The organism is Amycolatopsis sp. NPDC059027 (assembly GCF_042739735.1).
Taxonomy (GTDB): domain Bacteria; phylum Actinomycetota; class Actinomycetes; order Mycobacteriales; family Pseudonocardiaceae; genus Amycolatopsis.
This window is the reverse complement of the sequence record NZ_JBHYIK010000092.1, coordinates 1-23253: the sequence shown is the minus strand read 5'-3', so window position 1 is coordinate 23253 and position 23253 is coordinate 1. Positions and strand designations below refer to the sequence as shown.

The following is a 23253-nucleotide window of genomic DNA, read 5'->3' as shown; positions in this document are numbered from 1 at the left end:
ACCCTCCCCCCCGCCCCCCACCCCACTCCCCGTACCACTCGCGCCACGGCCCCCGCGCGGCGGGGCGGCCCGCCCGCCCCCCCCCCGGGGGGGTGTGGGGGTTGCACCCCCACAAGACACGATGAGCGAGGCCAGCGAGCGCTCTCCGCGAGCAGACCTCCCCCACGAGCGAGTACCCCCACAAGACACTCGGAGCGAGCCGGGTGAGTGCCGCCAGGCACGAACAGGGCTCGCCCACTCGCGCAGAACACCGGGGGGCGCCGGACTGGTTCCGGCGCGCGTCCCCGGTGCCCTGCATGCCGCCGAGCACGCGGCGATCGGCCTGCTACCGCTGTTCGCTACGTGCGACCGCTGGGACATCGGCGGGGTTTCTACCGCGTGGCACGGAGACACCGGGGAGGCGACGGTGTTCGTGCACGATGGTCATCCCGGGGGTGCGGGATTCGCCGACCGCGGTTTTGCCGCAATTGTCCCATGGCTGGCCGCAACGCGGGAGGCGATCGTCTCCTGCGAGTGCCCGACGGGGTGCCCGTCCTGCGTCCAGTCGCCGAAGTGCGGGAACGGCAACGAGCCGCTGGACAAGGCGGGGGCAGTGGCCGTATTGGATGCCGTGCTCGGGGCTTTACGTCAACACGGGGACCAATGCGGCCACGGTGGTACCTGATACTGCGTGATGCTGCCGTCTGCCGGGATGGGACCGTCAGGCGGCGGAGGACTCGACCAGCTGCGCACTCGGCGTGGCCTCGCCACGCAGGGCGCGAACCAGTACGTCGTGCACCTCGGCGGCGTCCGGCAGCTGCCAGCCGCACACCTCCGGCTTGACCCGCCAGTGCACGACACCGTGCTGGAAGGGCGACGGGGGCAGCGGGATCCAGCTACCGGCACCGTGCCACTGGATCGTGGCGCGTGTGGCGAGCTGGCCCGGGACGTGGTCCGCCACGGTGGTGAGGAACAGCCAGCGGCCGTTCGGCATCGCGACGATCGGCGCGGGGTGCCCGAGCGCCCGCAGCAGACGTGCGGCCCGCTTGCCCAGCTCGTCGTCCACCTCGATCGCGTCGAGGACGGTGCCGGTGGCCACCAGCAGGCTGTGGGTCCGGTCGGAGAACCAGGTGGCGACCTCGTGGGCGTGCGTGCCGATCCGTTCACGCCAGTTGTCGTGCACGGGCACCGGGCGGCGCCAGGTGAGGTCGTCCCACTCTCCGGTGATCGGGGCCGGGCTCGTCCCGGGCAGCACCGGCCAGCCACGCCAGGCGAGACCGATCGCCTCCGCCCGCAGTTCGATGCGGAAGGCGCCCCGCCAGCTGTCCGGCCAATTCGCGTCCAACATTGCTTTCCTGCCTTCAAGTTCCGGTTCTCGCGCTACCCGGGGCCGTTGGCCGGTGCCGTGGTGGCGCACATCTCACTAAACGGCAAGTTGCACTTTGCGGGGAGCCCCCGCGCGACAACCGGTGGTTACCGGGCGATGAACGCCCGGTAGTTCAACCGCCGAGCCGAATCCCCGAAGCCGATCATCGGCCGACGACGACCGGTCTCTGGCCGCTCGTCGCAGCCGGATCCCCGGCCCGCGGCACCCGCCGGACGACCGCGTGGTTGCCGTGGTGCGACCGTTCGGCCCACCCAACCGCGCCTTTTGACCGCTCGTCGACAGTCAGCGACCGCTGCCCGTGCCTGGCCTCCACTCGCCGTCCAGGCCGGCGGATCAGCCCGGCGGCTCAGCGGTGACCGGTGGCCGGTCATGGCGGACGGTCGACCGGTCCGGCCCGCGCCCGCGCGGAGGGTGAGGGAAACCAGGCCGGATGCCCCGCCGCCGACGAATGGACCTCGACCAGGGCGTCGCGCCGCTCCCACCGGCAGCTCACCACAGCGGCGGCCATGTGCTCCGCCACCCGACGCGCGCGCTCGCACGCGCGAGCGGGCCCCTCTGCCGCATACGAGGCCGCGGCGAGGGCACCCAGATCGGCGGCCGCTTCGAGCCGGTGCCGGGACGTCGTCGCCGCGCCGAGGAGAAAGACCAGCGCCGCCACGCTGACCAGGGCGGCGACCGCCGCCGCGGTCCATACGGTCGCCACCCCGGCATCGGCGCTGTCGGTCCTTCCGTGCCGGTCAACGACCCGCATGCCCGGCCTCCGTCCCCGGCTCGGCCATCGCGTAGGCCGTCGCGCTGAGGTGGACACCCGGCAGCAGACCGCCCAGTGCCTCGGCACCGACCTCGACGGTGATGCCGTCGCCCGCCCGCCGGACATCGAGCCGCGCGCCGCTGGGCGCGATGGCGTGGACGGCGGACTCGGCCTCGGCGGGCTGGCCTCTGGCGAGGAGTCTGGCCGCTTCCCTCGCGGCGTCGGTACAGCGCAGCTGACCGGACACCGTGCCGATCCCGGCGAGGAGGCAGGCGAGCACGATGGTCAGCCCGCCGAGACCGATCGCCGACTCCACGGTGACGTAACCGCGATCGCCCGCACGCCGGATGCCGACGTCCATCAGAAAGCCACGGTCAGTGCCCGCTGGACGAGGCCGCCCAAAAGCGCGAACACCGATTGCCCGGTCAGCAGACCGTAGAGAACAGCGGCGAACGCCGCCGCCGCGACCGTGCCGATGGCGTACTCGGCCGTGGTGGTTCCGGTGTCGGAACGGCGGAACCGGGAGAAGTAACGCATCAGGATACCTTTCTGTCCATTGTGGATGGTTAGAGCGCGCCGCCGAGCCTGGCGGCGAGGCCGAGCACGACCGGCACCACACCGAGGCAGAAGAACGCGGGCAGGAAACAGAGGCCGACCGGAAGCGCCAGTACGACACCCGCGCGCTCGGCCCGCTCCTCCGCCTCGGCGCCAAGGCCGTCGCGGAGCCGTTGGGCAAGCTCGGCGGCTGCCGAAGCGAGGGCCGTCCCGGCACGCGCCGTCCGGATCGCGGCGGCGGCGAGCTCGCCCAAACCAGGCGCCGTCCGCACGGCCGCCCAGGCTTCGGCGGGCTCGGCCCCCAGCGCGAGGAGGCCGGCCGTGGACCGCAACGCGTCCGCTGATCCCGGCGGCGCTCTCCCGGACACGGCCTCCAGCGCGACCGGTACTGGCAGCCCGGTCCGCAGACCGGCCGCGAGCAGATCGAGCGTCGCCGCGGCTCGAAGCCGCTCGGCCATGCCGTCTTCCCGTCCGGCCCGCCGCGGTTCCCTGCGCAGGAGCCACCAGCTCCCCGCCGCGACCGCGGCGCCGATCCCGAACCCGGCGGCACCGCCGAGCAAGGCCGTCACCGAGGCTCCGGCCGCCATGGCCGCCACCGCATGGAGGATCAGCCTGATGCGGTGACGCGGCTGTCCGCCCGGCCTCGCCGTGGCCACTCCCGCCGACTGGAGTCCGTACGCGTGACCGGGCCAGAGCGCGAGCGCCCCGGCGAGAAGGATCAGCCCCGCCCCGGTCACGGGCGGGCTCATCGGAATCCCGCCTTGCCGAGCAGGGCACGGCACCACGAGGTGCCCGCCCAGATCAACGCGCAGCCGGCGATCAGGAGAAGCTGGCCCGGCACCGTCGCGGTCAGCACATGCAGGGGGTCCGCACCCATCGACTGGCCGAGCACCACGCACACCGCGGGGAGCCCGGTGAGCACCGCCGCGCTGGCCCTCGGCCCCGCCATCTTGGCGCGCAACCGCCGCGCGAACGAAAGTCCCGCCTCGACGTCCCGGCGTGCCGCGTCGAGCACGACCGCCATCGGCAGGCCGTATTTCCGTGCCAGCGCCCAGACATCGGCCAGTTCGGGCAGCGAAGCCGAGCGCAGCTCGCCGTCGAGCCTGGCAGAGGAAGCCAGTGCGCGAAGTTCCCCGGCGAGTTCGGGCACGACCTCGGCGGTCGCTTCCGCGGCCGACACCGGATGCGCGCCCGCACGGAGTTCCGCGACCATCGTCCGCATGACCGTCGCCATGCGCTCGCCGGAAACCACGGCAGCGGTGCTCCGGCGTCGGTCACGCCATTCCTGCCGGAAAGCCAGCGTGAGCAACCCGGCGGCGACCGCACCTCCTGGCCCTGCCACCGGAGCGACGACGACCGCGAGCAGCAACCACTTCCAGCGGTGCCACACCCGGGGCAGGCGAACGCGCCGGCTCCGGGTTCGGCGACGTGCGATCCGCGGCCGCGAAGAAGCCGACGGCCAGCACAGCGACCCCGCTCCCGCGAAGATCAGGCCCCATGCCGCGGTCATCGTCGCACCGCCCAGCCGGAAAGGCGTGGCCTCGGCAGAAACGCGAGCATGATTTCTTTGACTGCCAACGAAAACTGGAGAATCAAGAGGCTCAGCACGCGATCGCCCCGCCCAGCTCGGAAGGCGCGCCGAGATCAGTGAGCAGGCGGCGATCGGTGGTCCACCGCCCCGCCCGCCACACCGGCAGGACCCTCGCGCGACCGCGGTCGTCACGCAGCACACCCACCTCGGCCAGCCTGCGCCTGCCGCCGGTGCCTCGCCGCATGTGCAGGACCACCCGGATCGCCGCGACCAGCTGGCTGTGCACGGCTTCACGACCGAGCCCGCCGAGCGCGGCCAGCGCCTCGACGCGGGCCGGGACCTCCGCCGGGGAATTGGCGTGCAACGTGCAGGCGCCACCGTCGTGCCCGGTGTTCAGTGCGTTGAGCAGTGAACACACCTCCGCACCACGGACCTCACCGACGATCAGCCGGTCGGGCCGCATGCGCAGGGCCTGGCGGACCAGCTCGGGCAGGCTCACCTCGCCCGCACCCTCCACATTGGGCGGACGGGCGATGAGGCTGACGAACTGCGGATGCGCCGGCTGCAGCTCACCCGCGTCCTCGACACACACGATGCGCTCGCCGGGCGGCACCGCGCCGAGCAAGGCGGCCAGCAGCGTCGTCTTACCCGCCCCGGTGCCGCCGGTGACGAGAAACGCCAGCCGTCGCGAAACGACCCGGCGCAGCAACTCGGCACCCGCCGCGTCGAAGACGCCCAGTGCCCGCAACGCCTCCAGATCGTGAGTGGCGGGCCGGAGCACCCGCAGCGACAGACACGTCCCGTTGACCGCGACCGGCGGCAGGATCGCGTGCATCCGGACCCGCCCGTGCGGCCCCGTGCCCGGCAGCCAGCCGTCCACATAGGGCTGTGCGTCGTCGAGCCTGCGGCCCGCCGTGAGCGCGAGACGCTGGGCGAGCCTGCGCACCGCTTCCTCGTCGGCGAACCGGATCTCGGTGCGAACCAGCCCGGTGGGGCCGTCGGCCCACACCTCGTCCGGCGCCGTCACGAGGACGTCGGTCGTCGCGGGATCCTCCAGCAGCGGAGCGAGCGGACCGGCGCCGACGAACTCGTCACGGGCGAGCCGGACCGCGTCGAGCACAGCGTCATGCCCCAGCGCACCACCCGCCTCGGCCCGCACCGCTTGCGCCACCGCCACCGGATCGGCCACCCGGTGACCGCCCGCGAGCCGATGGCGTACGCGGTCGACGAACTCGGTGCTCATCGTGGCGCCACCCCACCCTCGCACCGCGCCGCCGCCAGCACGGCCTCTGCTGTCTTGGCCAGCGGCCCCCGGTTCTTCAGCCGGAATTCGCCGTTCTCCACGGCAACCGCGAGGCCGCGCTCGGGTGGCATGAACGCCAGCAGGGGCGGCCCCAGCAACGCCGCCGTCTCCTGCGGGGTGAATCCGACCGGAGACCGTCCACATGCGACGATCCCGATCCGGTCGGTGTACGCGGTGAGCCTGCGCATGACCTGCTTCGCCGCCATGCAAGCACGGGCTTCCACCGGAACGGCCAGCACCACGAGATCGGCGTCGGCCACCACCACGGCCTCTTCCTCACCGAAGCCGCGGGGGAGGTCACAGACCACGGTGCGACCGGCGCGTCTTCCGGCGGCGAGGACCGCGGAGAGAGCCTCCGCCGACGGCCCCGGCCCGTCCCGCCCGCACGAGAGCACCGGGAGACCACCCCCGTCGTGCCGGTGCTGGGGCAGGTCACCGAGCAGTGCCGGCAACGACACCCGCCCGGTCAGCTGGACCTCCGGCCAGCGTCTGCCTTCCGTCTTCTCCAAACCGAGCAGCAGATCCACGCCACCGCCGAGCGGATCGCAGTCGATGAGCAACGCCCCGCCCGGATCCTCGTCCGCCGCCAGTGCGATCGCCCCGGCGAGTACCGAAGCGCCCGCGCCGCCGCTGCCGCCGATGACACCGATCAGCCGCCCGGCCCGCTCGGCGGGTCCATCGAGGACATCGGCGAACGCCTCGGCGAGCGCCGATTCCTCGTCGGGCAGCGCGATGATCCGATCGGCCCCGGAGTTGTAGGCATGCCGCCACGCGTCGCCCTCCGGCGCGCCCTTGCAGATCAGGACGACACCCCCGCGGCGGGGAAGATCCGGCCCCGCCCGGACGGCGGCCTGGTCGAGAACGACGAGTGGCGCACGGGCCCAGCGCGCACGGGCGGCCGCCAGATCCGGCGCGCATTCCGGTTCGCAACCGGCGACCGCGGCGACGCGCAGTATTTCTTCGAGCACGGTCTCGTCCGTGGCGACGACGAGCGGGCGTACCTCGGTCATGCGTTTCTCCCCCTGAAATCGAGCTGGATGTCGAGCCGTCCGGCCGGGTGACCGGGCCGGAGTTCCACCGTCGCCCCGGACACGGGCGGCGCACAACACCGACGACCCTCTCCTGTGGACAACCGGGGTGTTGTGGACAACCTGGCCCGCAACGGGCTTCGGCACCACGTTTCGTCGGCGTTCTGTGGCAGGATGCGCACCGCCCGTGCGCAACGGCGAATGGCGGACTGCGCGCGAGACCCGCTTCGTCGAAACTTCCGTTGGCAGGCAATAAAAGAGGGCGGCCCCTGCCAGGGGGGAGGGGCAGGGGCCGCGGGGTTCAGCCCCGGGGGGTCGGACTGAACCGGCCCGGTTCCGCACCGGGCTTTCTCACTGTAACTCCGCCATCAGCCGGATGGCGCATTCAGCCGCACCCACAATTCGATAACGGCGCACCGCCCCGAAAGCGCCGCGCAGGCGTGAATTTTCCGGCAACACACCGTCGATGTTGTCGATCAACGCGGGCCTGCCGGCGGGACTCTCCTATCCTGGCAAGGTGCCCGAACCCAGCAGCAGTGCGCCGACGCCTGCCACCCCAACGGAAAACGCCGTCGCCGCGTTCTTCGATCTGGACAAGACGATCATCGCCTCGTCGAGTGCGTTGGCGTTCAGCAAACCATTACTCAGAGAGGGATTGATCAATCGTCGCGCCGCGTTGCGAAGCGCCTACGCGCAGCTCGTGTTCTCACTGGCCGGCGCCGACGAGGACAAGACCGAGCGCATGCGCGCGGAGGTCTCGGCGCTCTGCGCGGGCTGGGACGTCGCCCAGGTGTCGGCGATCGTCCGCGAAACACTGCACGACGTCGTCGACCCGCTCGTCTACGTCGAGGCGACGGAGCTGATCGCCAAGCACCGCGCGGACGGCCACGACGTCATCGTGCTTTCGGCGACCGGCGAGGAGGTCGTCGCGCCGGTCGCCGAGATGCTCGGTGCGACCCGAAGCGTCGCCACCCGGATGCAGATCGTCGACGGCTGCTACTCCGGCGAAGTCGACTTCTACTGCTACGGCGAGAACAAGGCCGTCGCCGCGAAGCAGCTCGCGACGACGTACGGGTACAACCTCGCCGAGTGCTTCGCCTACACCGACTCGAGCACGGACATCCCGCTGCTCGAAGTCGTGGGTCATCCCCACGCGGTCAATCCCGACAAGCTCTTGCGCCGCGAAGCGGCCGAGCGGGACTGGCCGGTGCTCACCTTCGAACGGCCGATGTCGCTGCGAAGCCGGATTCCGTCCCGGTCCGCCGGGCTGGTGGCGCTGGGGTTCGGCGTCGGCGCCGTGGCGGCCGGAGCGACCTGGTACGGGCTCAGTCGTCGCCGACGGTCCAAGTGACCGCCCGGTAACACCCACACGGCGGCCCGGGCTCCGGCTTTTCCCAGCCCAGCCCGGAATTGTCCGTCGCCGAGCGTGCCGATGTCACCAGATCGAGCCTCTGTACCGGTGCACCCATACGCGCACTTGAAGTGACCGCTCGCACGGCGTAGAAAGTAGGTGCGGACGTTTGGTCGGCCAGGGAGCAGGTAGAAGAGAAGCCTGTTCCACCCCGGCAAATCTCCGTGCGCGGACTCCGGGTACCCACGCGCAGCGCGCCGCGGGAGGCTCGTCGTCTAGGGACTGCGTAGTGGGACGCCACACGCCGAGTCCATGTAGGTACGACCAGAGTTGCACGCTTGGTCGCCCGAGTAGCCCGCGCGAGAGGGACCGTGTTCGTAGGGTTCAGAGGACCTTGTTCGTAGGTCTTCGACCTACTCCCACGGTCCCTTTTCATATGTGGGGGCCGAGCCCCCACACCCCCACGGTGCGGTCGGTTGCCGACCCAGCGTGGTCACCTTCCTGGAGTCACGATCTTCGATGTGCCCCCGGAGTGGTCGTCCTTCTGGGGTCTGGGAGTGGGCTGTTCTTGCGTTGTCTTGGGGTGTTGGTGGTGCGAGTGGACCGTTCGGGGCCGTTATGGCATCGAGGCTTCCGTTCGTGCGCATGGCTGATGGACAACCTCCGGCTCGGTGGGTAGCTTCCCGATTACTGGCGCACCTGGGTGAATTTTTCCGCCCGGCGTGCCCGAACACTGGGAGGCTCGTAGTGAAGACCCGCACCGTGCACAACCGTTTCCGGAGGCTGCATGCACTCGCCCTGCCCCTCGCGGGCGTCCTTGCCTTCGGCATCGCGGGCACGGCGACAGCGGCACCGCAGGTGAGCGCCGACGCGCAGGCGACGGCGGCAGCCCGGCAGACGCTGCGCGGGATGAGCCTCGCGGAGAAGGTCGGGCAGTTGTTCGTCACGTGGGTGAACGGGAAGTCCGCCGACGAGGTCAACCCGCAGAACCGCACCGACTTCGGCGTCGACACCCCCGCGCAGGTCGTGCAGCGGTACCACCTCGGCGGCGTCATCTACTTCAACAACGACTCGCACGACAACTTCGACGACCCCGTCCAGGTCGCGAAGCTGTCCAACGGCGTGCAATGGGCGGCGTTGAGCAGTGGCGCCCACATCCCACTCCAGATCGGGACCGACCAAGAGGGCGGCACGGTCACCCGGATGGGGTCCCCCGCGACGGAATTCCCGAACGCGATGGCCATCTCCGCCGGGCGCAGCACGGACAAGGCCACCGCCGCCGCGACGATCCTCGGCCACGAACTGCGGGCGGTCGGCATCAACCAGGACTACGCCCCGGACGCCGACGTCAACTCGAACCCGGCGAACCCGGTCATCGGCGTGCGCTCCTTCTCCGGGCGGCCCGACCTGGCGAGCCAGTTCGTCGCCGCCGAAGTGAAGGGTTTTCAGGATTCCGGCTGGCCCACGGAGACGGTCTCCTCGACCGCGAAGCACTTCCCCGGCCACGGCGACGCCGCCACGGACAGCCACCACAGCCTGCCCCGGATCGACCGCACCGAACAGCAGTGGCGGGAGACCGACGTACCGCCGTTCAAGGCCGCGATCAAGGCCGGCATCGATTCGATCATGAGCGCGCACATCCAGTTCCCGAGCCTGGACCCGTCCGGCGAACCCGCGACGCTGTCGAAGCCGATCCTCACCGGCAAACTGCGTGACGAGCTTGGCTACCAGGGCGTCGTCATCACCGACTCGCTGATGATGGACGGGGTCCGCGAACGGCACAGCGACGCCGAGATCCCGGTGCTGGCGTTGAAGGCCGGCGTCGACCAGCTGCTCATGCCCGCGAACCTCGACCTCGCGATCAACTCGGTCCTGACCGCGGTCCGCTCCGGAGAACTCACCGAGCAGCGCGTCGACGAGAGCGTCCTGCGCGTCCTGAAGCTGAAGTTCAAGCGCGGCATCATGTTCTCGCCGTTCGTGAACCCGGCGAAGGTCACCTCGCGGGTCGGCACGCCGGAGCACCTGGCGACCGCGCAGGACATCGCCGACCGGTCGATCACCGCGATCGCCAACGACGCGGGAGTGCTGCCGCTCAAGCAGAAGCCGTCGACGGCGTTGATCACCGGCTGGGGCGAGAGCACCGGGAAGACCCTCGCGACGAGGTTCGCCGCGCACGGCACCAAGGCCACCGCGCTGCCCACCGGCCAGACCCCGACCGCAGACCAGATCGCGCAGGCGGCCGCGGCGGCGAAGAACGTCGACGTGGTCGTCGTGCTCACCAACAACCTCGGCGGATTCCCCTTGCAGGGCAACCTGTTGCAGGCACTGGCGGCTACCGGCAAACCGGTCGTCGCGGTGGCTTCGCAGATCCCGTACGACGCCGGGTACGCGAACCCGATCCCGACGTGGCTGGCGACGTACGGCTACATCACTCCCTCGCTGGAGGCGTTGACGAAGGTCGTCCTCGGCGAGACGAAGCCGGGCGGGAAGCTGCCCGTCGACATCCCGGCGGGTGCCGACGTGCACACCGTGAAGTACCCCTTCGGGCACGGACTGACCTGGTGAACCTGAACCGGCGTCACTTCCTCGCCACCGGCGCGCTCGCCGTTCCCGCGCTGGCGGCGACGTCGTCGGCGAGCGCGGCGGAAAACGGGAGCAAAGGTCCCTCGCTCCCGTCCGAGGCCGAAAGCGAGAGCAAAGGTCCCTTGCTTCGCACCGGCGCGGAGGTACTGGCCGCGCAGGGCTGGCGGCGGCTGGCCGGACGACGGGTCGGGGTGCTGTCCAATCCGACCGGGGTGCTGGCGGGCGGCGAGCACATCGTCGACTCGATGGTCGCCGCCGGGATCCGGCCGGTGGCCGCGTTCGGGCCCGAGCACGGGTTCCGTGGCAGCGCTCAGGCCGGCGGTTCCGAGGGCGACTACACCGATCCGCGCACGGGAATACCGGTGTACGACGCGTACGGCGTCGACGCCGCGAAGCTCGCTGGGATGTTCACCAAGGCGGGCGTGGACACCGTGGTGTTCGACATCGCGGACGTCGGCGCGCGCTTCTACACCTACATCTGGTCGCTCTACACCGCGCAGGTCGCCGCCGCCCGCGTTGGCGCCGCGCTCCTCGTACTGGATCGGCCGAATCCGTTGGGGGGCAAGGTTTCCGGTCCGGTTCTCGACCCGAAGTTCGCCTCCGGCGTCGGCCGGAAGCCGATCGCTCAGCAGCACGGGATGACCGTCGGTGAACTCGCCCGGTTCTTCGCCGCGGAGTTCCTGCCCGGCGAAGGCGTGAAACCGGGCGAACTCGAGGTCGTCGAGGTCCGCGGCTGGCGACGCGACGCGGTGTTCGCGCGGACCGGCCTGGACTGGGTGCCGCCGAGCCCCAACATGCCGACCCCGGACACCGCGCTCGTCTACCCCGGCACCGGGATGTTCGAGGGCACCGTGTTCTCCGAAGGCCGCGGCACGACAAGGCCGTTCGAAATCCTCGGCGCGCCGGGGCTCGACTGGCGCTGGCGGGAGAAGCTGGCTTCGCTGGGGCTGCCCGGTGTCCGCTTCCGGGAGACGTACTTCGTCCCGACATTCGGGAAGTTCGTCAACCAGACCTGCGGCGGAGTGCAGCTGACCGTCACCGACTCGCGCGAGTTCGACGCGATCCGCACGGCGGTGGCCATGTTCGTCACGGCAAGGGCGCTGCATCCGGACAAGTTCGGCTGGCGGCCCGATCACTACATCGACCTGCTGTCCGGTTCGGACCGTCTACGGACCAAGGTCGACGCCGGCGCCGGCGTCGACGAGATCACCGCGTCCTGGCGAGCCGAGCTGGCCGAGTTCGACCGCAAGCGACGGCGTCACCTGCTCTACCGCTGAGGGGGACCGAGATGCGTGCTAGGAAGTTCGTGATCGTGGCCGCTTGTGTGCTGGTCATGGCAACAACGTCGAGTACAGCGGGAGCGAACGCCATCACCGGACACGAGGGAGCGGCCACCGGCCGGTTCGACCGTCCCCAGCACGGATTCGCGCCCCCGTGGACGACCCTGCGGGCAGGCGCCCCAGCCGACGTCGGCCTCGACCCGGCGCCGATCAAGGCGGCCGAGCAGTTCGTGGCGAACTGGACGAAGCCGGACACGTCCGGCCATCCGCACTTCTCCGGAGCGGTGGGACTTCTCGCGCACAACGGCGTCGTCGTGGACAAGTACGCCGTCGGCGGCGCGCTGCGCTACGCCGACGCGAAAGGCACGGAGCTGCCGCCCGACCAGCAGGTCCCGATGCGGAACGACACGATCTTCGACATGGCGTCGATCTCGAAGCTGTTCACGTCGATCGCCGTGCTGCAGCTCGTCGAGCAGGGGAAGGTCGAGCTGGACACCCCGGTGGCGCGGTACCTGCCCGAATTCGCCGTCAACGGCAAGGAAACGGTCACCGTCCAGCAGTTGCTCACGCACACCTCGGGGTTCGACGCCGATCCCCAGCCACCGCTGTGGTCGGGGTACCCGGACATCCCGTCTCGCCGCAAGGCCGTGCTGGACAGCAAGCTGAAGAACCCGCCGGGCACCGCCTACCTCTACTCCGACATCAATCTGATGACGCTCGGTTTCCTCGTCGAGAAGCTGACCGGGGCGAGCCTCGACCAGGTGGTGCGGGACCGGATCACCGAGCCGCTCGGCATGAGCGACACCGGGTACAACCCGCCCGCGTCGAAACTGGGCCGGATCGCGGCGACCGAGTACGAGTCGACGCCGCCCCGCGGCCTCGTCCGCGGCCAGGTCCACGACGAGAACGCGTGGTCACTCGGTGGCGTCTCCGGGCACGCCGGAGTGTTCTCGACCGCCGGTGACATGGCCGTGCTGTGCCAGGCAATCCTCAACGGCGGCAGCTACCGGGGGCACCGGATCCTGCGCCAGGACACCGTCAAGGCGATGCTGACGAACTACAACCGGCAATTCCCTGACGACGCGCACGGGTTGGGTTTCGAACTCGACCAGCCCTGGTACATGGGCGCATTGTCGTCACCGGTCACAGCGGGTCACACCGGCTACACCGGGACGACGCTCGTGATCGACCCGGAATCCCGCTCGTTCGCGCTGCTGCTGACCAACCGCGTCCACCCGACGCGCAACTGGGGCACGATCAACCCGGCGCGCCAGGTCTGGGCGACGTCGTTGGCGAAGGCGATGGCCGTCCGTCCGGCCGCAGGCCGCGACGCCTGGTACAGCGACGTCGGAAACTCCAGTACAGCCACACTGACCAGCCCTGCCCTGGACACCCGTGGTGGGCCCGTGCGGGTGACATTCGACGCGTTCGTCGACACCGAGGGCCCTGCCGATCCGCTCGCGCTGGAAGCCAGCACGGACGGCGTGACGTGGCAGCCGGTCCCAGTGTGTGCGGACGGCCGGGGCGCACCGGACGGTGACGTTCCGGCACTGTCCGGACACGGTCACCGTGCGTGGTGGCGAGTGAGCGCGGATCTGCCCTGGAGTCCCCGGCTGACCGTCCGCTGGCGTTACACGACGGACGCGAATTACACGGGACGCGGTGTTTCCGTCGATGGTGTGAAAGTCACTGAACGAGGCCGCGTACTTCTTGACGGTGAGCGGAATCCGGCCGCGTTCTCCGCTTCGGGGTGGCAGTTGAGCGCTCGGTGACCGGCCGGTCGCCGAGCGCCGAGCAACCTGGCCCGTTTACCGGGAATTTGCCGCTTGCACCGCGACACTAAGTTGCCAAGTCGTTAGCTGGAGCTCGTTAACAAGGTCGACCTGGTTAGCGACTTTCTGGTCAACGATTAATCGTAATTGCATCCGCAGAAGCGGGTGGGGTTGCGATCCTGCCGAAGGGTGTGGGTAGCCTTGTCGCAAATGCCAACGGTTAGTAAATTTCCTACGGTCGGCGATGCCGAATCCGTAATCGTGGCAGCACCGTCCGACGTCGCCCCGGTTCAGGTGACCGCGCGCGACGCGGACGCCAGCCCGCTGGTGCGGATCCGGTCGCTGCTCCCTGGGCTCGCCAGAGCCGAGCAACGCGTCGCGAAGGTCGTGCTCGACGACCCTGCCGCCGTCGCGCGACGCAGCATCACCGAGGTCGCGCTCGCGGCGAGCACCAGTGAAACCACCGTCACCCGGTTCTGCAAAGCGGTCGGCGTCGGAGGTTACCCTCAGTTAAGGATCGCGCTGGCCGCGGACACCGCGCGCACCGAGGCCCGCACGACTCGTAACCTCGGTGGGGAGATCGGCCCGAACGACGACCTCGCCGCGGTGATCGGCAAGGTCAGCTTCGCCGACGCGCGGGCCGTGGAGGAGACCGCGGACCAGCTCGAGGTGGCCACGCTGCAGCAGGTCATCGATCTGGTGGCCGGGGCGAACCGCGTCGACGTCTACGGCGTGGGCGCGAGCGCGTTCGTCGCCGCGGACCTGCAGCAGAAACTGCACCGCATCGGCCGGGTCAGCTTCGCCTGGTCCGACACGCACATCATGCTCACCTCCGCCGCCGTGCTGTCGCCCGGTGACGTCGCGGTGGGTATCTCGCACACCGGCGCGACCACCGACACGGTCGAGGCGCTGCGGGTGGCCCGTGAGCACGGCGCGATCACGGTCGCGGTGACCAACTTCCCGCGGTCCCCGATCACCGAGGTCGCCGATCACGTGCTCACCACGGCCGCGCGCGAGACCACGTTCCGCTCCGGTGCCACGGCGAGCAGGATCGCCCAGCTCACCGTCATCGACTGCCTGTTCATCGGTGTCGCGCAGCGGCACATGGAAGCCTCGGTCAGCGCGTTGGACGCGACCAGGGACGCGGTTGGCTCGCACCGGCTCGGGGTACGCCCCGACGGACGGCGCCGCCCGCGGGAAACCGGCAAATGAGCGCACAGCGCTCTGAAAAAAGAGTAGTGAGGCGCATGATGACCGTCCCACGTCAGGTGGTGCACGTCGATTCGCCAACGGAAAAGCGCAATCCCCGTACCACCGACATCGACCTGATGCCCACCATGGCGATCCTCGGCGCGATCAACGCCGAGGACCGCCGGGTGCCCGACGCGGTCGCGGCGGTTCTGCCGCGACTGGCCCGCGCGGTGGACTACGCCGTGGAAGCGCTGCGTTCCGGGCACCGCGTGCACTACGTCGGTGCGGGTACGTCCGGCAGGCTGGCCACGCTCGACGCGGCCGAGCTGGTGCCGACGTTCAACGTGCCGGAGGACTGGTTCATCGCACACCACGCCGGCGGGCCGCGGGCACTACGGCACGCCGTCGAGAACGCCGAAGACGACAAAGAGACCGGCGCGGCCGAGTTGGCCGAGGCGGTCGAGCCCGGCGACTTCGTGCTCGGCCTGACGGCGTCGGGCCGGACGCCGTACGTGCTCGGCGCGTTGGAGGCGTCGAGCCACAAGGGCGCGCACACCGCGCTCGTGTCGGGGAATCCCGCCGCCGCGACCCCGGCCGGCGTGGACGTGCTCATCGCCGTCGACACCGGCCCGGAGGTCATCGCCGGTTCGACGCGGATGAAGGCGGGGACGGCGCAGAAGATCATCCTGACCGCCTTCTCCACCGCGACGATGATCAAACTCGGGCGGACGTACTCGAACCTGATGGTGAGCGTGCGGGCGACCAACGCGAAGCTGCGCGGCCGGACGATCCGGATCCTGCAGGAAGCCACCGGCATGACCATGGCGGACTGTTCGGACGCGCTGACCGAGTCGGGCGGGGACCTGAAGACCGCACTCGTGCACTTGCTGTCCGGCCAGGACGTCCACGCCTCGGCCGAGGCGCTGGAGGCGTCCGGCGGGCACGTCCGTAAGGCACTGGACCGGTTGCGGGTGCGGGCGAGCTAGCTCGGCGTATTGCGGTTCACCTTTTCATCTGCCTAACCTCTCAGATATTGCGTGACGAGAGGCGAGGTGGCGATGACCGCGGTACCGACCACCGGAGGTAACGAGACTTCCCTTTCGCGGCGCGGACTTTCGCGCCGCGAAAGGATGTCCGTAGCCGGAATGGCCGGTTTCGTCCTGCTGCTCAACCTCTTCGGGTGGGGCGTGCTGGCGCTGTTCGTAGCTCCGCGGCACTACGATCTCGGCGCCTCCGGGGTGTTCGGGATCGGCCTCGGCGTCACCGCGTTCACCCTCGGCATGCGGCACGCGTTCGACGCCGACCACATCGCGGCCATCGACAACACGACGCGGAAACTGATGGCCGACGGCAAACGTCCGCTTTCGGTCGGTTTCTGGTTTTCCCTGGGGCATTCGACGATCGTCTTCGCGTTGTGCCTGTTGCTTTCGCTCGGCGTACGCGCGCTCGCCGGTCAGGTCGAGGACGACTCGTCGACGTTGCACCAGGCCACCGGTTTGATCGGGACATCGGTGTCCGGGGTGTTCCTGTACCTCATCGCGATCATGAACCTCGTGGTGCTGGCCGGGATCGTGAAGGTGTTCCGGAAACTGCGCGGCGGCGAGCTCGACGAAGCCGCGCTCGAACGGCAGCTCGACAACCGCGGCATCATGAACCGGCTGCTCAAGGGCGCGACGAAGGCCGTGCGCAAACCGTGGCACATCTACCCCGTCGGTGTCCTTTTCGGACTCGGTTTCGACACCGCGACCGAGGTCGCGCTGCTCGTGCTCGCGGCGGGCGCGGCGACGTTTTCCCTGCCCTGGTACGCGATCCTGGTCCTGCCGGTGCTGTTCGCCGCCGGCATGAGCCTGTTCGACGCGCTCGACGGGTTCTTCATGAACTACGCCTACGGCTGGGCGCTCGCGAAACCGGTCCGCAAGATCTACTACAACATCACGGTGACCGCGTTGTCGGTCGCCGTCGCGCTGATCATCGGCACCATCGAGCTGGTCTCGATCCTCACCGAGAAGCTCGGCATCACCTCCGGACCGCTCGCCGCGATCGCCGGGCTCGACCTGAACTACGTCGGGTTCGCCGTCGTCGGCCTGTTCGTCGTGACATGGCTGGTCGCGCTCGCGGTCTGGCGTTTCGGGCGCATCGAGGAGAAGTGGTCGGCGCGGCTCGCCCCCGTAGCCGACTGACCTGCGGTTAGTCACGATCCCGCGTCATCACGGCACTTACCGGCGACCGTCAACGGTTCTGGTGAGGAGACGATATGGCGTGGTGGATCGCCGGGGTGCTGATCGCATTGGCTCTGCTCGGCACGAAGGTACTCGTCGAGTCGCGGCGGGAACGACGCCGCGAACGGCGGTACGCCCTGTGGGCGCGAATATCCGATGGTCTACCGGAAGGCGGCCGGTTGACCGGCGTGGAGCCGGACGGCCGGACGCTCGTGGAGCACCCGCGGGAGAGCCGTGAGCACCGATGACGGATCGAACAGACACGGGTACCGCGAGTTCAGCGATTTCTGCCGCGCCCACACCGAGCGGCTGGTGGGGTTCGTCATCCGGCTCGGTGCGTCTCCCGCCGACGCGGAGGACGTCGCGCAGGAAGTCCTGCTCGATCTCTACGAGTCGTGGGACGCCGTAGCCAGGCCGGAGTGCTGGGTATGGTCGGTGGCCACCCGAAAGTACCAGCGCCACTTCCCCTTGCGACATCGGGAAATCGTGACCGGCACCGTGCCCGACAGGCCGATGCTGGTGGCACCGGACGACTTCGCGGTACAGGCGGAGGCCGCCGGGCTTCTCTGGGAGTTGCTGACCTTGTTGCCCTTTCAGCAGCGCATGGTGCTCGCCTGGCGCATTGATGGTTTCTCCCATCAGGAGATCGCCACCGGACTGTCGACCACCCCGGCCGCGGTCCGCGCGTCGGCGGCCCGGGCGCGCGCCACGCTCAAGGAAACGCTCAGGCTTCGACACGAGGAGGCGAACTGATGACGGACAGTCCTCTCGACGCCGAGCTGGATTACCTGTTCGAAACCGCGATCTACCGGCTGGACTCGACCTTGGCGCGAACGGTCCGGACCGAGGAGTGGCTGTCGGCCGTCGTCCATGAGCCTGGCGGCGACAGCCAGCCCCCTGACTGGATTATCGAAGAACTCGGGGACGTGCGCACCGAGATCGATGCCATCCGCGCCACCACAACGCGGTTGGCCGCCTCACGACTGGTGTCCGCCCGCGCCGACCTGCTGTTGCTCCGGGTGGGTTTGAGATGTCGGGACATCACCCTCGACAAGGCGCTGAAGTTGTTGCGCCGAGCGGGCGAGCACCTGCGCAAGGCCAGGGCGGCTTACCCCGAGTACCGCCTCCCCGCCATTCATCACCGGCTTGCCGGCGCTGAAGCAAAGGTACGAAGGCTGTTCGGGCGGACGAACGACCAGCCCGAGATCACCGTGGGCTGACGGGCTCGGGTATCGCAACCGGTGCCGCACGCCGGCGGGCCGTGGCCAGTACCAGCGCGGCCACGGCCGCCGCCGCGCCCACCGGCCCGAGCCAGCCGGCCCCGGCACCGGCCAGCACCGTCCCGCCCAGCGCCGAGCCGAGCGCGATGCCGACGTAGATCGCCGAACCGTTCAGCCCGAGTGCCACGGTGGACGCGTCCGGTGCGATCGAGAACAGCCGGTGCTGCTGCGGAACCATGAGCATCCCGCCGAAGGTCCCGCTCGCCAGCACCGCGACGAACAACGCGGGCAGCGCGAGCACGGCGACATCCATCGCCGCCAGCACCACCGCGGTCCCGGCCAGCGCCCACACCAGTACCCGCCGGGAGCCGAAACGGTCGGTCCAGCGCCCGGCGATGGTCGTTCCGATGACCTGTCCGGCTCCGGCAGCAACGAGCACCCACGACAGCGTCACACCGGTCGCGACGGGTTCCACCAGCACCGGGAGGTACACGAACACGGTGACGCCGGCGAGCATGCCGACGACCGTCACCAGCAGCACCCGCGCCACCGGCGGCCGGGCCACCACCGCGAGCCGGGTCCGCAGGTTCGCCGCCGGGATCCGGACGGCGGGCAGGAACGGCAGATACGCCGCCACGGCGACGCCGATCGCCGCGATCGCCCACATCACCGCGCGCCAGCCGATCCAGTGCCCGGCGAGGACACCGATCGGGACGCCGAGCACCGTCGACACGCTCATCCCCGCCGCGACGGTCGCCAATGCCCTGCCGCGCCGTTCGTCCGAGGACAGCGCGCCGGCCAGTGCGTAGGCGTTCGCCTGGAACGCCGCGGCGCCGATCGCGGCGAGCGCGCGGGCGACGGCGACGACCGCGAACGTCGTCCCCAGCGCCTGCCCCGCCATGCCGACGGTGAACAGCCCAAGCCCGCCCGCCAGCAGGATCCGGCGGTCCCAGCCGCCGGTGAACGCGGCGATCAGCGGCGAGGAGATCGCATACGTCAGCGCGAAGACCGTGGTGAGCTGGCCCGCGCCGGATTCGGAGACGTGCAGATCGGTGGCGATCGTCGGGAGCAGTCCATTGAGGACCATCGCGTCCGTCCCGAGCGTGAACGTCCCCACGGCGAGCGCGATGAGGGACCCCAGTCCGAGACGATCCTTTGATGACTGTCGAATCGTCATGAGGTCATGATGGAGTTACTATTCGATTGTTGTCAAACCATCTATCGATCCGGGAGAACGCGTGACCCGCACGCTGCCGCAGCCGGCCGCCGACGCCATCGAGATCGTGACGGTGCTTCAGGCTTTGGCCGACCCCGTGCGTCTCGCACTGGTCCGCACGCTCGCTAAGGAAGACGAACCTCGCCCGTGCAGTGTCGACGAGTACGACGTCGACATCACCGCGCCGACGCTGTCGCACCACTGGCGGATCCTGCGCGAAGCCGGGTTGACCACGACGTTCGTCAACGGCCGCACCCGGTGGGTCGAGCTACGCCGCGACGACGTCCATTCCCGCTTCCCCGGCCTTCTGGACGCCGTTCTGGCGTAAGGGAATCAGCCCGCGGCCGCCGAGATGCTCTTGGCCTCCCGCGCGCCCGCTTCGAACGCCTCGCACGAGAACAACAGCCACGCGCGAACGCCCTCGGGCGTGCCGCCCGCGAATCCTTCGGCCAGTTCCAGGTACTTCGGCACCCGCCGGAAGTACGCCACCTCGGGCACGGTCAGCGCCTTCGGGTCGAGCCCGGTCGCGATCATCGACAGCCGCGCGGCCGCCCGCGCCACGACACCGTCCGCGGTGCCGAAGGGCCGTAGCGCCAGCAGTTCCCCGTGCACGACGGCGGTCAGGACCGGCCCCGGCACCGACGTCGACCCGGTGACGAGCTGGGCGAGCAGCTCCAGCCGGGGCCCGCCGGTGCGGGGACGGCCGAGCGCGTCGGGGTCGGTCACCAGATCGGCCGCGGCGAGGACGTGCAGCCGCGCCAGCGCCTGTAGCGGCGCGCGGCGCCAGGTGGGCAGGATCGGCTCCAGCGCCTCGGCGACCCGCAGCGCCCCGGCCAGCGCCGGATCCGCGACCGCGCCGTCTGCGGGCAGTTCGGGGTTCGCGCCGTCGATCCCCGCCGACGCCCTGGCCGCGCGCACGGACGCCTCGGCGGCGGTTTCGGCGCCACCACGCAGGTTCGCGGGCAGCCGGTGCACCGCGAACACCGCGTCCTGCGCGGACTTCGCCGCTTCCGCGACCCCTTCGAGGTCGAGCAACGGCCGCAACGGATCACTCATGCGATGTCCATGATTCGCTCGCAAGCTTCGCTCATGCGTCCAGCACCTGCCCGACTCGCCGCACGACCGGCGCCTGCACCGACCACGGGAAGTTGATCCAGCGGTCGGTGTGCCGCCAGACGTACTCGCATTTGACCTCGGACCGCGGCTTCTCGTAGACGACCGCGCAACGCACCTCGGCGACGTGGTCCGCGCAGAAGTCGCGGACGAGCTTCAGCGTCGCGCCGGTGTCGGCCACGTCGTCGGCGACCAGGACCTTCTTCCGCGTCAGGTCCACGACGTTCGGCACCGGCGGCAGCATGACGGGGAGGTCGAGACGTTGGTCGACGCCCGTGTAGAACTCGACGTTCATGACGTGCAGGTTCTTCACGTCCAGCGCGTACCCGAGCGCACCGGCCACGAACAGCCCACCGCGCGCGATGGACAGGATCAGATCCGGCTCGAACCCGTCGTCCGCGATCGTCTGCGCCAGCTCTCTGCTGGCCGAACCGAACAACTCCCAGGTGAGCTCTTCCCGCTCTTCGGCCATCGCCCTGCCCTTCCGAATCGTTCACGAGAGCATAAGCAACGGCGAAGTGGTCTTCGATACGCTTCGAAGTGAACATTCTTCCATGGCCACTTACCGGACCTGAACGATCACTGGTCCGGCCGTGTTGCCCCAGCAGTGGGGCAACTGGACGCATCCTTTTACATCACGCACTAACGTCGCTAGCGTGCCGTGAGCCGCGGGTTCGCACAACAGGAGGCCTTGCACCATGACCGAGCAGTCCCCAGCACTGGACAACCTGCTCACCGAAAGCCGTACTTTCCCGCCCAGCGAGGATTTCTCCGCGCAGGCCAACGCGAAAGCCGAGCTGTACGCCGATGGCGACGCCGATCGCGAGCAGTTCTGGGCGAAGCAGGCGGAACGGCTGCATTGGGACACGAAGTGGACCCAGGTCCTCGACTGGAGCGACGCCCCGTTCGCGAAGTGGTTCGTCGGCGGGAAGCTCAACGTCGCCTACAACTGCGCCGACCGGCACGTCGCCGACGGGTACGGCGACCAGGTCGCGATCCACTGGGTCGGCGAGCCGGGCGACACCCGGGACATCACGTACGCCCAGCTGAAGGACGAGGTCTCGAAGGCCGCCAACGCCCTGACCTCCCTCGGCGTCGGCGCGAACGACCGGGTCGCCATCCAGCTGCCGATGATCCCCGAGGCGATCTTCGCGATGCTCGCCTGCGCGCGGATCGGCGCGCTGCACAGCGTCGTGTTCGGCGGCTTCTCGCCGACGGCGCTGCGGTCACGCGTGGACGACGCGGCGGCGAAGGTCGTCATCACCTCGGACGGGCAGTACCGCCGCGGCAAGGCCGTGGCGATGAAGACCAACGTGGACGAAGCGCTCGACGGCGCGGAGTCGGTCGAGAAGGTCATCGTCATCCGGCGCACCGGTGACGAGGTGCCGATGGCCGAGGGCCGCGACGTCTGGTGGCACGACCTGGTCGACGGCCAGTCCGCCGAGCACACCCCCGAGGCATTCGACGCCGAGCACCCGCTGTTCATCCTCTACACCTCGGGCACCACCGGGCGGCCGAAGGGCATCCTGCACACCTCGGGCGGCTACCTGACACAGGCCGCCTACACCCACCACAACGTCTTCGACCACAAGGCGGGCGAGGACGTCTACTGGTGCACCGCCGACATCGGCTGGGTCACCGGGCACACCTACATCGTGTACGGGCCGCTGGCCAACCGCGCCACCCAGGTCGTCTACGAGGGCACGCCGAACACCCCGCACGAGGGGCGGCACTGGGAGATCGTCCAGAAGTACAAGGTCTCCCTCTACTACACCGCCCCGACGCTGATCCGCACGTTCATGAAGTGGGGCGCGGAGATCCCGGAGAAGTACGACCTCTCCTCGCTGCGCGTGCTCGGCAGCGTCGGCGAGCCGATCAACCCGGAGGCGTGGATCTGGTACCGGGAGACCATCGGCGCGAACCGTACGCCCGTCGTGGACACCTGGTGGCAGACCGAAACCGGGGCGATCATGATCTCGCCGCTGCCGGGCGTCACCGCGGCGAAGCCGGGTTCGGCGCAGCGCGCGCTGCCGGGCATCTCGGCGAAGGTCGTCGACGACCAGGGCGTCGAGGTCCCTCACGGCGGCGGTGGGTACCTGGTGCTCGACAAGCCGTGGCCGGGCATGCTGCGCGGCATCTGGGGCGACAACGAGCGCTACAAGGAGACGTACTGGTCGCGCTTCGCCGAGCAGGGCTTCTACTTCGCCGGTGACGGCGCGAAGTACGACGCCGACGGTGACATCTGGCTGCTGGGCCGGGTCGACGACGTCATGAACGTGTCTGGGCACCGGATCTCGACCACCGAGGTCGAGTCGGCGCTCGTCTCGCACCCGACGGTCGCCGAGGCCGCCGTCGTCGGCGCGACCGACCCGACCACCGGGCAGGGCATCGTGGCGTTCGTGATCCTGCGCGGCAGCGCGAGCGACGGCGGCGACGCCGCTGTCCAGGAGCTGCGCAACCACGTCGCGAAGGAGATCGGGCCGATCGCGAAGCCGCGGCAGATCATGGTCGTCCCGGAGCTGCCGAAGACGCGTTCGGGCAAGATCATGCGCCGCCTGCTGCGCGACGTCGCGGAGAACCGGCAGGTCGGCGACGTCACGACGCTGGCCGACTCCTCGGTGATGGACCTCATCTCCGCCGGTCTGCAGTCCGGCAAGTCCGAGGACTGACCGACGTCCCGGGGTGGGCGCCCGACCACCCACCCGGGCCGGGGACGTTGCCGTGTACGCGGTGGGGTTTATACAAAAACCCTCCCCCCAGGACATTTACACAGT

The 23253-nt window shown here is 69.8% G+C and carries 24 protein-coding genes and 1 pseudogene; 13 read left to right on the top strand and 12 right to left on the bottom strand.

Annotated features, from left to right (window positions below):
• Positions 1 to 247: 247 nt before the first annotated feature.
• Positions 248 to 664, top strand: a pseudogene (locus tag ACFWY9_RS39900) (Zn-binding domain-containing protein); the annotation flags it as partial.
• Between the two features lie 36 nt (positions 665 to 700).
• Here ACFWY9_RS39900 and ACFWY9_RS39895 read toward each other — a convergent pair.
• From ACFWY9_RS39895 to ACFWY9_RS39855, 9 genes are all read right to left on the bottom strand, one after another.
• Positions 701 to 1327 (bottom strand): bifunctional DNA primase/polymerase, encoded by a 627-nt coding sequence (locus ACFWY9_RS39895; protein ID WP_378341315.1) that lies wholly within the window; start codon positions 1325 to 1327, stop codon positions 701 to 703.
• Between the two features lie 406 nt (positions 1328 to 1733).
• On the bottom strand, positions 1734 to 2117 hold the full coding sequence (locus tag ACFWY9_RS39890; RefSeq protein WP_378327836.1) for an Rv3654c family TadE-like protein: 384 nt from the start codon (positions 2115 to 2117) through the stop codon (positions 1734 to 1736).
• Positions 2104 to 2478, bottom strand: a complete 375-nt coding sequence (locus ACFWY9_RS39885) for a TadE family type IV pilus minor pilin (RefSeq protein WP_378341314.1) — start codon at positions 2476 to 2478, stop codon at positions 2104 to 2106. Before ACFWY9_RS39885 ends, ACFWY9_RS39890 begins: the two co-directional genes overlap by 14 nt.
• Positions 2478 to 2654, bottom strand: a complete 177-nt coding sequence (locus ACFWY9_RS39880) for a DUF4244 domain-containing protein (RefSeq protein ID WP_378327838.1) — start codon at positions 2652 to 2654, stop codon at positions 2478 to 2480. The genes ACFWY9_RS39885 and ACFWY9_RS39880 overlap by 1 nt, the downstream gene beginning before the upstream one ends.
• A gap of 29 nt (positions 2655 to 2683) precedes the next feature.
• On the bottom strand, positions 2684 to 3421 hold the full coding sequence (locus tag ACFWY9_RS39875) for a type II secretion system F family protein (RefSeq protein ID WP_378341313.1): 738 nt from the start codon (positions 3419 to 3421) through the stop codon (positions 2684 to 2686).
• Positions 3418 to 4182 (bottom strand): type II secretion system F family protein, encoded by a 765-nt coding sequence (locus tag ACFWY9_RS39870; protein WP_378341312.1) that lies wholly within the window; start codon positions 4180 to 4182, stop codon positions 3418 to 3420. Before ACFWY9_RS39870 ends, ACFWY9_RS39875 begins: the two co-directional genes overlap by 4 nt.
• 91 nt (positions 4183 to 4273) lie before the next feature.
• The gene (locus ACFWY9_RS39865) at positions 4274 to 5446 is read right to left on the bottom strand and encodes a TadA family conjugal transfer-associated ATPase (protein ID WP_378327841.1); all 1173 of its coding nucleotides are present in this window, start codon (positions 5444 to 5446) and stop codon (positions 4274 to 4276) included.
• Positions 5443 to 6516, bottom strand: coding sequence for a septum site-determining protein Ssd (gene ssd / locus ACFWY9_RS39860; RefSeq protein ID WP_378341311.1), 1074 nt, complete (start codon positions 6514 to 6516; stop codon positions 5443 to 5445). Before ssd ends, ACFWY9_RS39865 begins: the two co-directional genes overlap by 4 nt.
• A 369-nt stretch (positions 6517 to 6885) precedes the next feature.
• Positions 6886 to 7014 (bottom strand): hypothetical protein, encoded by a 129-nt coding sequence (locus tag ACFWY9_RS39855; protein WP_378327843.1) that lies wholly within the window; start codon positions 7012 to 7014, stop codon positions 6886 to 6888.
• Positions 7015 to 7051: 37 nt separating this feature from the next.
• On the opposite strand from ACFWY9_RS39855, the gene ACFWY9_RS39850 reads away from it, so the two are divergent.
• From ACFWY9_RS39850 to ACFWY9_RS39805, 10 genes are all read left to right on the top strand, one after another.
• A complete protein-coding gene (locus tag ACFWY9_RS39850; RefSeq protein WP_378327844.1) occupies positions 7052 to 7885 on the top strand; it encodes an HAD family hydrolase in 834 nt (277 codons plus the stop codon).
• A gap of 747 nt (positions 7886 to 8632) precedes the next feature.
• Positions 8633 to 10450, top strand: a complete 1818-nt coding sequence (locus tag ACFWY9_RS39845) for a glycoside hydrolase family 3 protein (RefSeq protein ID WP_378341310.1) — start codon at positions 8633 to 8635, stop codon at positions 10448 to 10450.
• Positions 10447 to 11745, top strand: coding sequence for an exo-beta-N-acetylmuramidase NamZ domain-containing protein (locus tag ACFWY9_RS39840; protein ID WP_378341309.1), 1299 nt, complete (start codon positions 10447 to 10449; stop codon positions 11743 to 11745). Before ACFWY9_RS39845 ends, ACFWY9_RS39840 begins: the two co-directional genes overlap by 4 nt.
• Positions 11746 to 11756: 11 nt before the next feature.
• On the top strand, positions 11757 to 13520 hold the full coding sequence (locus ACFWY9_RS39835; RefSeq protein ID WP_378341308.1) for a serine hydrolase: 1764 nt from the start codon (positions 11757 to 11759) through the stop codon (positions 13518 to 13520).
• 210 nt (positions 13521 to 13730) lie between these two features.
• A complete protein-coding gene (locus ACFWY9_RS39830) occupies positions 13731 to 14732 on the top strand; it encodes a MurR/RpiR family transcriptional regulator (protein WP_378327848.1) in 1002 nt (333 codons plus the stop codon).
• A 35-nt stretch (positions 14733 to 14767) separates the two neighbouring features.
• Positions 14768 to 15697: an N-acetylmuramic acid 6-phosphate etherase gene (locus tag ACFWY9_RS39825; RefSeq protein WP_378327849.1), complete on the top strand. Its 930-nt coding sequence runs from the start codon at positions 14768 to 14770 to the stop codon at positions 15695 to 15697.
• A 144-nt stretch (positions 15698 to 15841) separates the two neighbouring features.
• Positions 15842 to 16891 (top strand): HoxN/HupN/NixA family nickel/cobalt transporter, encoded by a 1050-nt coding sequence (locus tag ACFWY9_RS39820; RefSeq protein ID WP_378341320.1) that lies wholly within the window; start codon positions 15842 to 15844, stop codon positions 16889 to 16891.
• A 74-nt stretch (positions 16892 to 16965) separates the two neighbouring features.
• Entirely contained in the window at positions 16966 to 17178 is a 213-nt protein-coding gene (locus ACFWY9_RS39815) for a hypothetical protein (RefSeq protein ID WP_378327851.1), read from the top strand.
• A complete protein-coding gene (locus ACFWY9_RS39810; protein WP_378327852.1) occupies positions 17165 to 17683 on the top strand; it encodes an RNA polymerase sigma factor in 519 nt (172 codons plus the stop codon). Before ACFWY9_RS39815 ends, ACFWY9_RS39810 begins: the two co-directional genes overlap by 14 nt.
• A complete protein-coding gene (locus tag ACFWY9_RS39805; RefSeq protein ID WP_378341307.1) occupies positions 17683 to 18150 on the top strand; it encodes a hypothetical protein in 468 nt (155 codons plus the stop codon). The genes ACFWY9_RS39810 and ACFWY9_RS39805 overlap by 1 nt, the downstream gene beginning before the upstream one ends.
• Here the strand turns inward: ACFWY9_RS39805 and ACFWY9_RS39800 are convergent.
• Positions 18137 to 19327: an MFS transporter gene (locus tag ACFWY9_RS39800; RefSeq protein WP_378327854.1), complete on the bottom strand. Its 1191-nt coding sequence runs from the start codon at positions 19325 to 19327 to the stop codon at positions 18137 to 18139. The two genes, ACFWY9_RS39805 and ACFWY9_RS39800, sit on opposite strands and share 14 nt — an antisense overlap.
• 61 nt (positions 19328 to 19388) lie before the next feature.
• On the opposite strand from ACFWY9_RS39800, the gene ACFWY9_RS39795 reads away from it, so the two are divergent.
• Positions 19389 to 19694 (top strand): ArsR/SmtB family transcription factor, encoded by a 306-nt coding sequence (locus tag ACFWY9_RS39795; RefSeq protein WP_378341306.1) that lies wholly within the window; start codon positions 19389 to 19391, stop codon positions 19692 to 19694.
• A 5-nt stretch (positions 19695 to 19699) separates the two neighbouring features.
• Here ACFWY9_RS39795 and ACFWY9_RS39790 read toward each other — a convergent pair whose 3' ends face one another.
• On the bottom strand, positions 19700 to 20422 hold the full coding sequence (locus ACFWY9_RS39790) for an oxidoreductase (protein WP_378327856.1): 723 nt from the start codon (positions 20420 to 20422) through the stop codon (positions 19700 to 19702).
• A gap of 31 nt (positions 20423 to 20453) precedes the next feature.
• The gene (locus tag ACFWY9_RS39785; RefSeq protein ID WP_378341305.1) at positions 20454 to 20951 is read right to left on the bottom strand and encodes a phosphoribosyltransferase; all 498 of its coding nucleotides are present in this window, start codon (positions 20949 to 20951) and stop codon (positions 20454 to 20456) included.
• 226 nt (positions 20952 to 21177) lie between these two features.
• On the opposite strand from ACFWY9_RS39785, the gene acs reads away from it, so the two are divergent.
• Positions 21178 to 23148 (top strand): acetate--CoA ligase, encoded by a 1971-nt coding sequence (acs, locus tag ACFWY9_RS39780; protein WP_378341304.1) that lies wholly within the window; start codon positions 21178 to 21180, stop codon positions 23146 to 23148.
• Positions 23149 to 23253 lie beyond the last annotated feature (105 nt).

What these genes read in the sequence shown, in the direction of transcription:
- ACFWY9_RS39895 (WP_378341315.1), bottom strand. Translation starts at nt 1,327, where the DNA reads ATGTTGGACGCGAATTGGCCGGACAGCTGGCGGGGCGCCTTCCGCATC.
- ACFWY9_RS39890 (WP_378327836.1), bottom strand. Translation starts at nt 2,117, where the DNA reads ATGCGGGTCGTTGACCGGCACGGAAGGACCGACAGCGCCGATGCCGGG.
- ACFWY9_RS39885 (WP_378341314.1), bottom strand. Translation starts at nt 2,478, where the DNA reads ATGGACGTCGGCATCCGGCGTGCGGGCGATCGCGGTTACGTCACCGTG.
- ACFWY9_RS39880 (WP_378327838.1), bottom strand. Translation starts at nt 2,654, where the DNA reads ATGCGTTACTTCTCCCGGTTCCGCCGTTCCGACACCGGAACCACCACG.
- ACFWY9_RS39875 (WP_378341313.1), bottom strand. Translation starts at nt 3,421, where the DNA reads ATGAGCCCGCCCGTGACCGGGGCGGGGCTGATCCTTCTCGCCGGGGCG.
- ACFWY9_RS39870 (WP_378341312.1), bottom strand. Translation starts at nt 4,182, where the DNA reads ATGACCGCGGCATGGGGCCTGATCTTCGCGGGAGCGGGGTCGCTGTGC.
- ACFWY9_RS39865 (WP_378327841.1), bottom strand. Translation starts at nt 5,446, where the DNA reads ATGAGCACCGAGTTCGTCGACCGCGTACGCCATCGGCTCGCGGGCGGT.
- ssd (WP_378341311.1), bottom strand. Translation starts at nt 6,516, where the DNA reads ATGACCGAGGTACGCCCGCTCGTCGTCGCCACGGACGAGACCGTGCTC.
- ACFWY9_RS39835 (WP_378341308.1), top strand. Translation starts at nt 11,757, where the DNA reads ATGCGTGCTAGGAAGTTCGTGATCGTGGCCGCTTGTGTGCTGGTCATG.
- ACFWY9_RS39830 (WP_378327848.1), top strand. Translation starts at nt 13,731, where the DNA reads ATGCCAACGGTTAGTAAATTTCCTACGGTCGGCGATGCCGAATCCGTA.
- ACFWY9_RS39825 (WP_378327849.1), top strand. Translation starts at nt 14,768, where the DNA reads ATGATGACCGTCCCACGTCAGGTGGTGCACGTCGATTCGCCAACGGAA.
- ACFWY9_RS39820 (WP_378341320.1), top strand. Translation starts at nt 15,842, where the DNA reads ATGTCCGTAGCCGGAATGGCCGGTTTCGTCCTGCTGCTCAACCTCTTC.
- ACFWY9_RS39815 (WP_378327851.1), top strand. Translation starts at nt 16,966, where the DNA reads ATGGCGTGGTGGATCGCCGGGGTGCTGATCGCATTGGCTCTGCTCGGC.
- ACFWY9_RS39805 (WP_378341307.1), top strand. Translation starts at nt 17,683, where the DNA reads ATGACGGACAGTCCTCTCGACGCCGAGCTGGATTACCTGTTCGAAACC.
- ACFWY9_RS39800 (WP_378327854.1), bottom strand. Translation starts at nt 19,327, where the DNA reads ATGACGATTCGACAGTCATCAAAGGATCGTCTCGGACTGGGGTCCCTC.
- ACFWY9_RS39790 (WP_378327856.1), bottom strand. Translation starts at nt 20,422, where the DNA reads ATGAGTGATCCGTTGCGGCCGTTGCTCGACCTCGAAGGGGTCGCGGAA.
- ACFWY9_RS39785 (WP_378341305.1), bottom strand. Translation starts at nt 20,951, where the DNA reads ATGGCCGAAGAGCGGGAAGAGCTCACCTGGGAGTTGTTCGGTTCGGCC.
- acs (WP_378341304.1), top strand. Translation starts at nt 21,178, where the DNA reads ATGACCGAGCAGTCCCCAGCACTGGACAACCTGCTCACCGAAAGCCGT.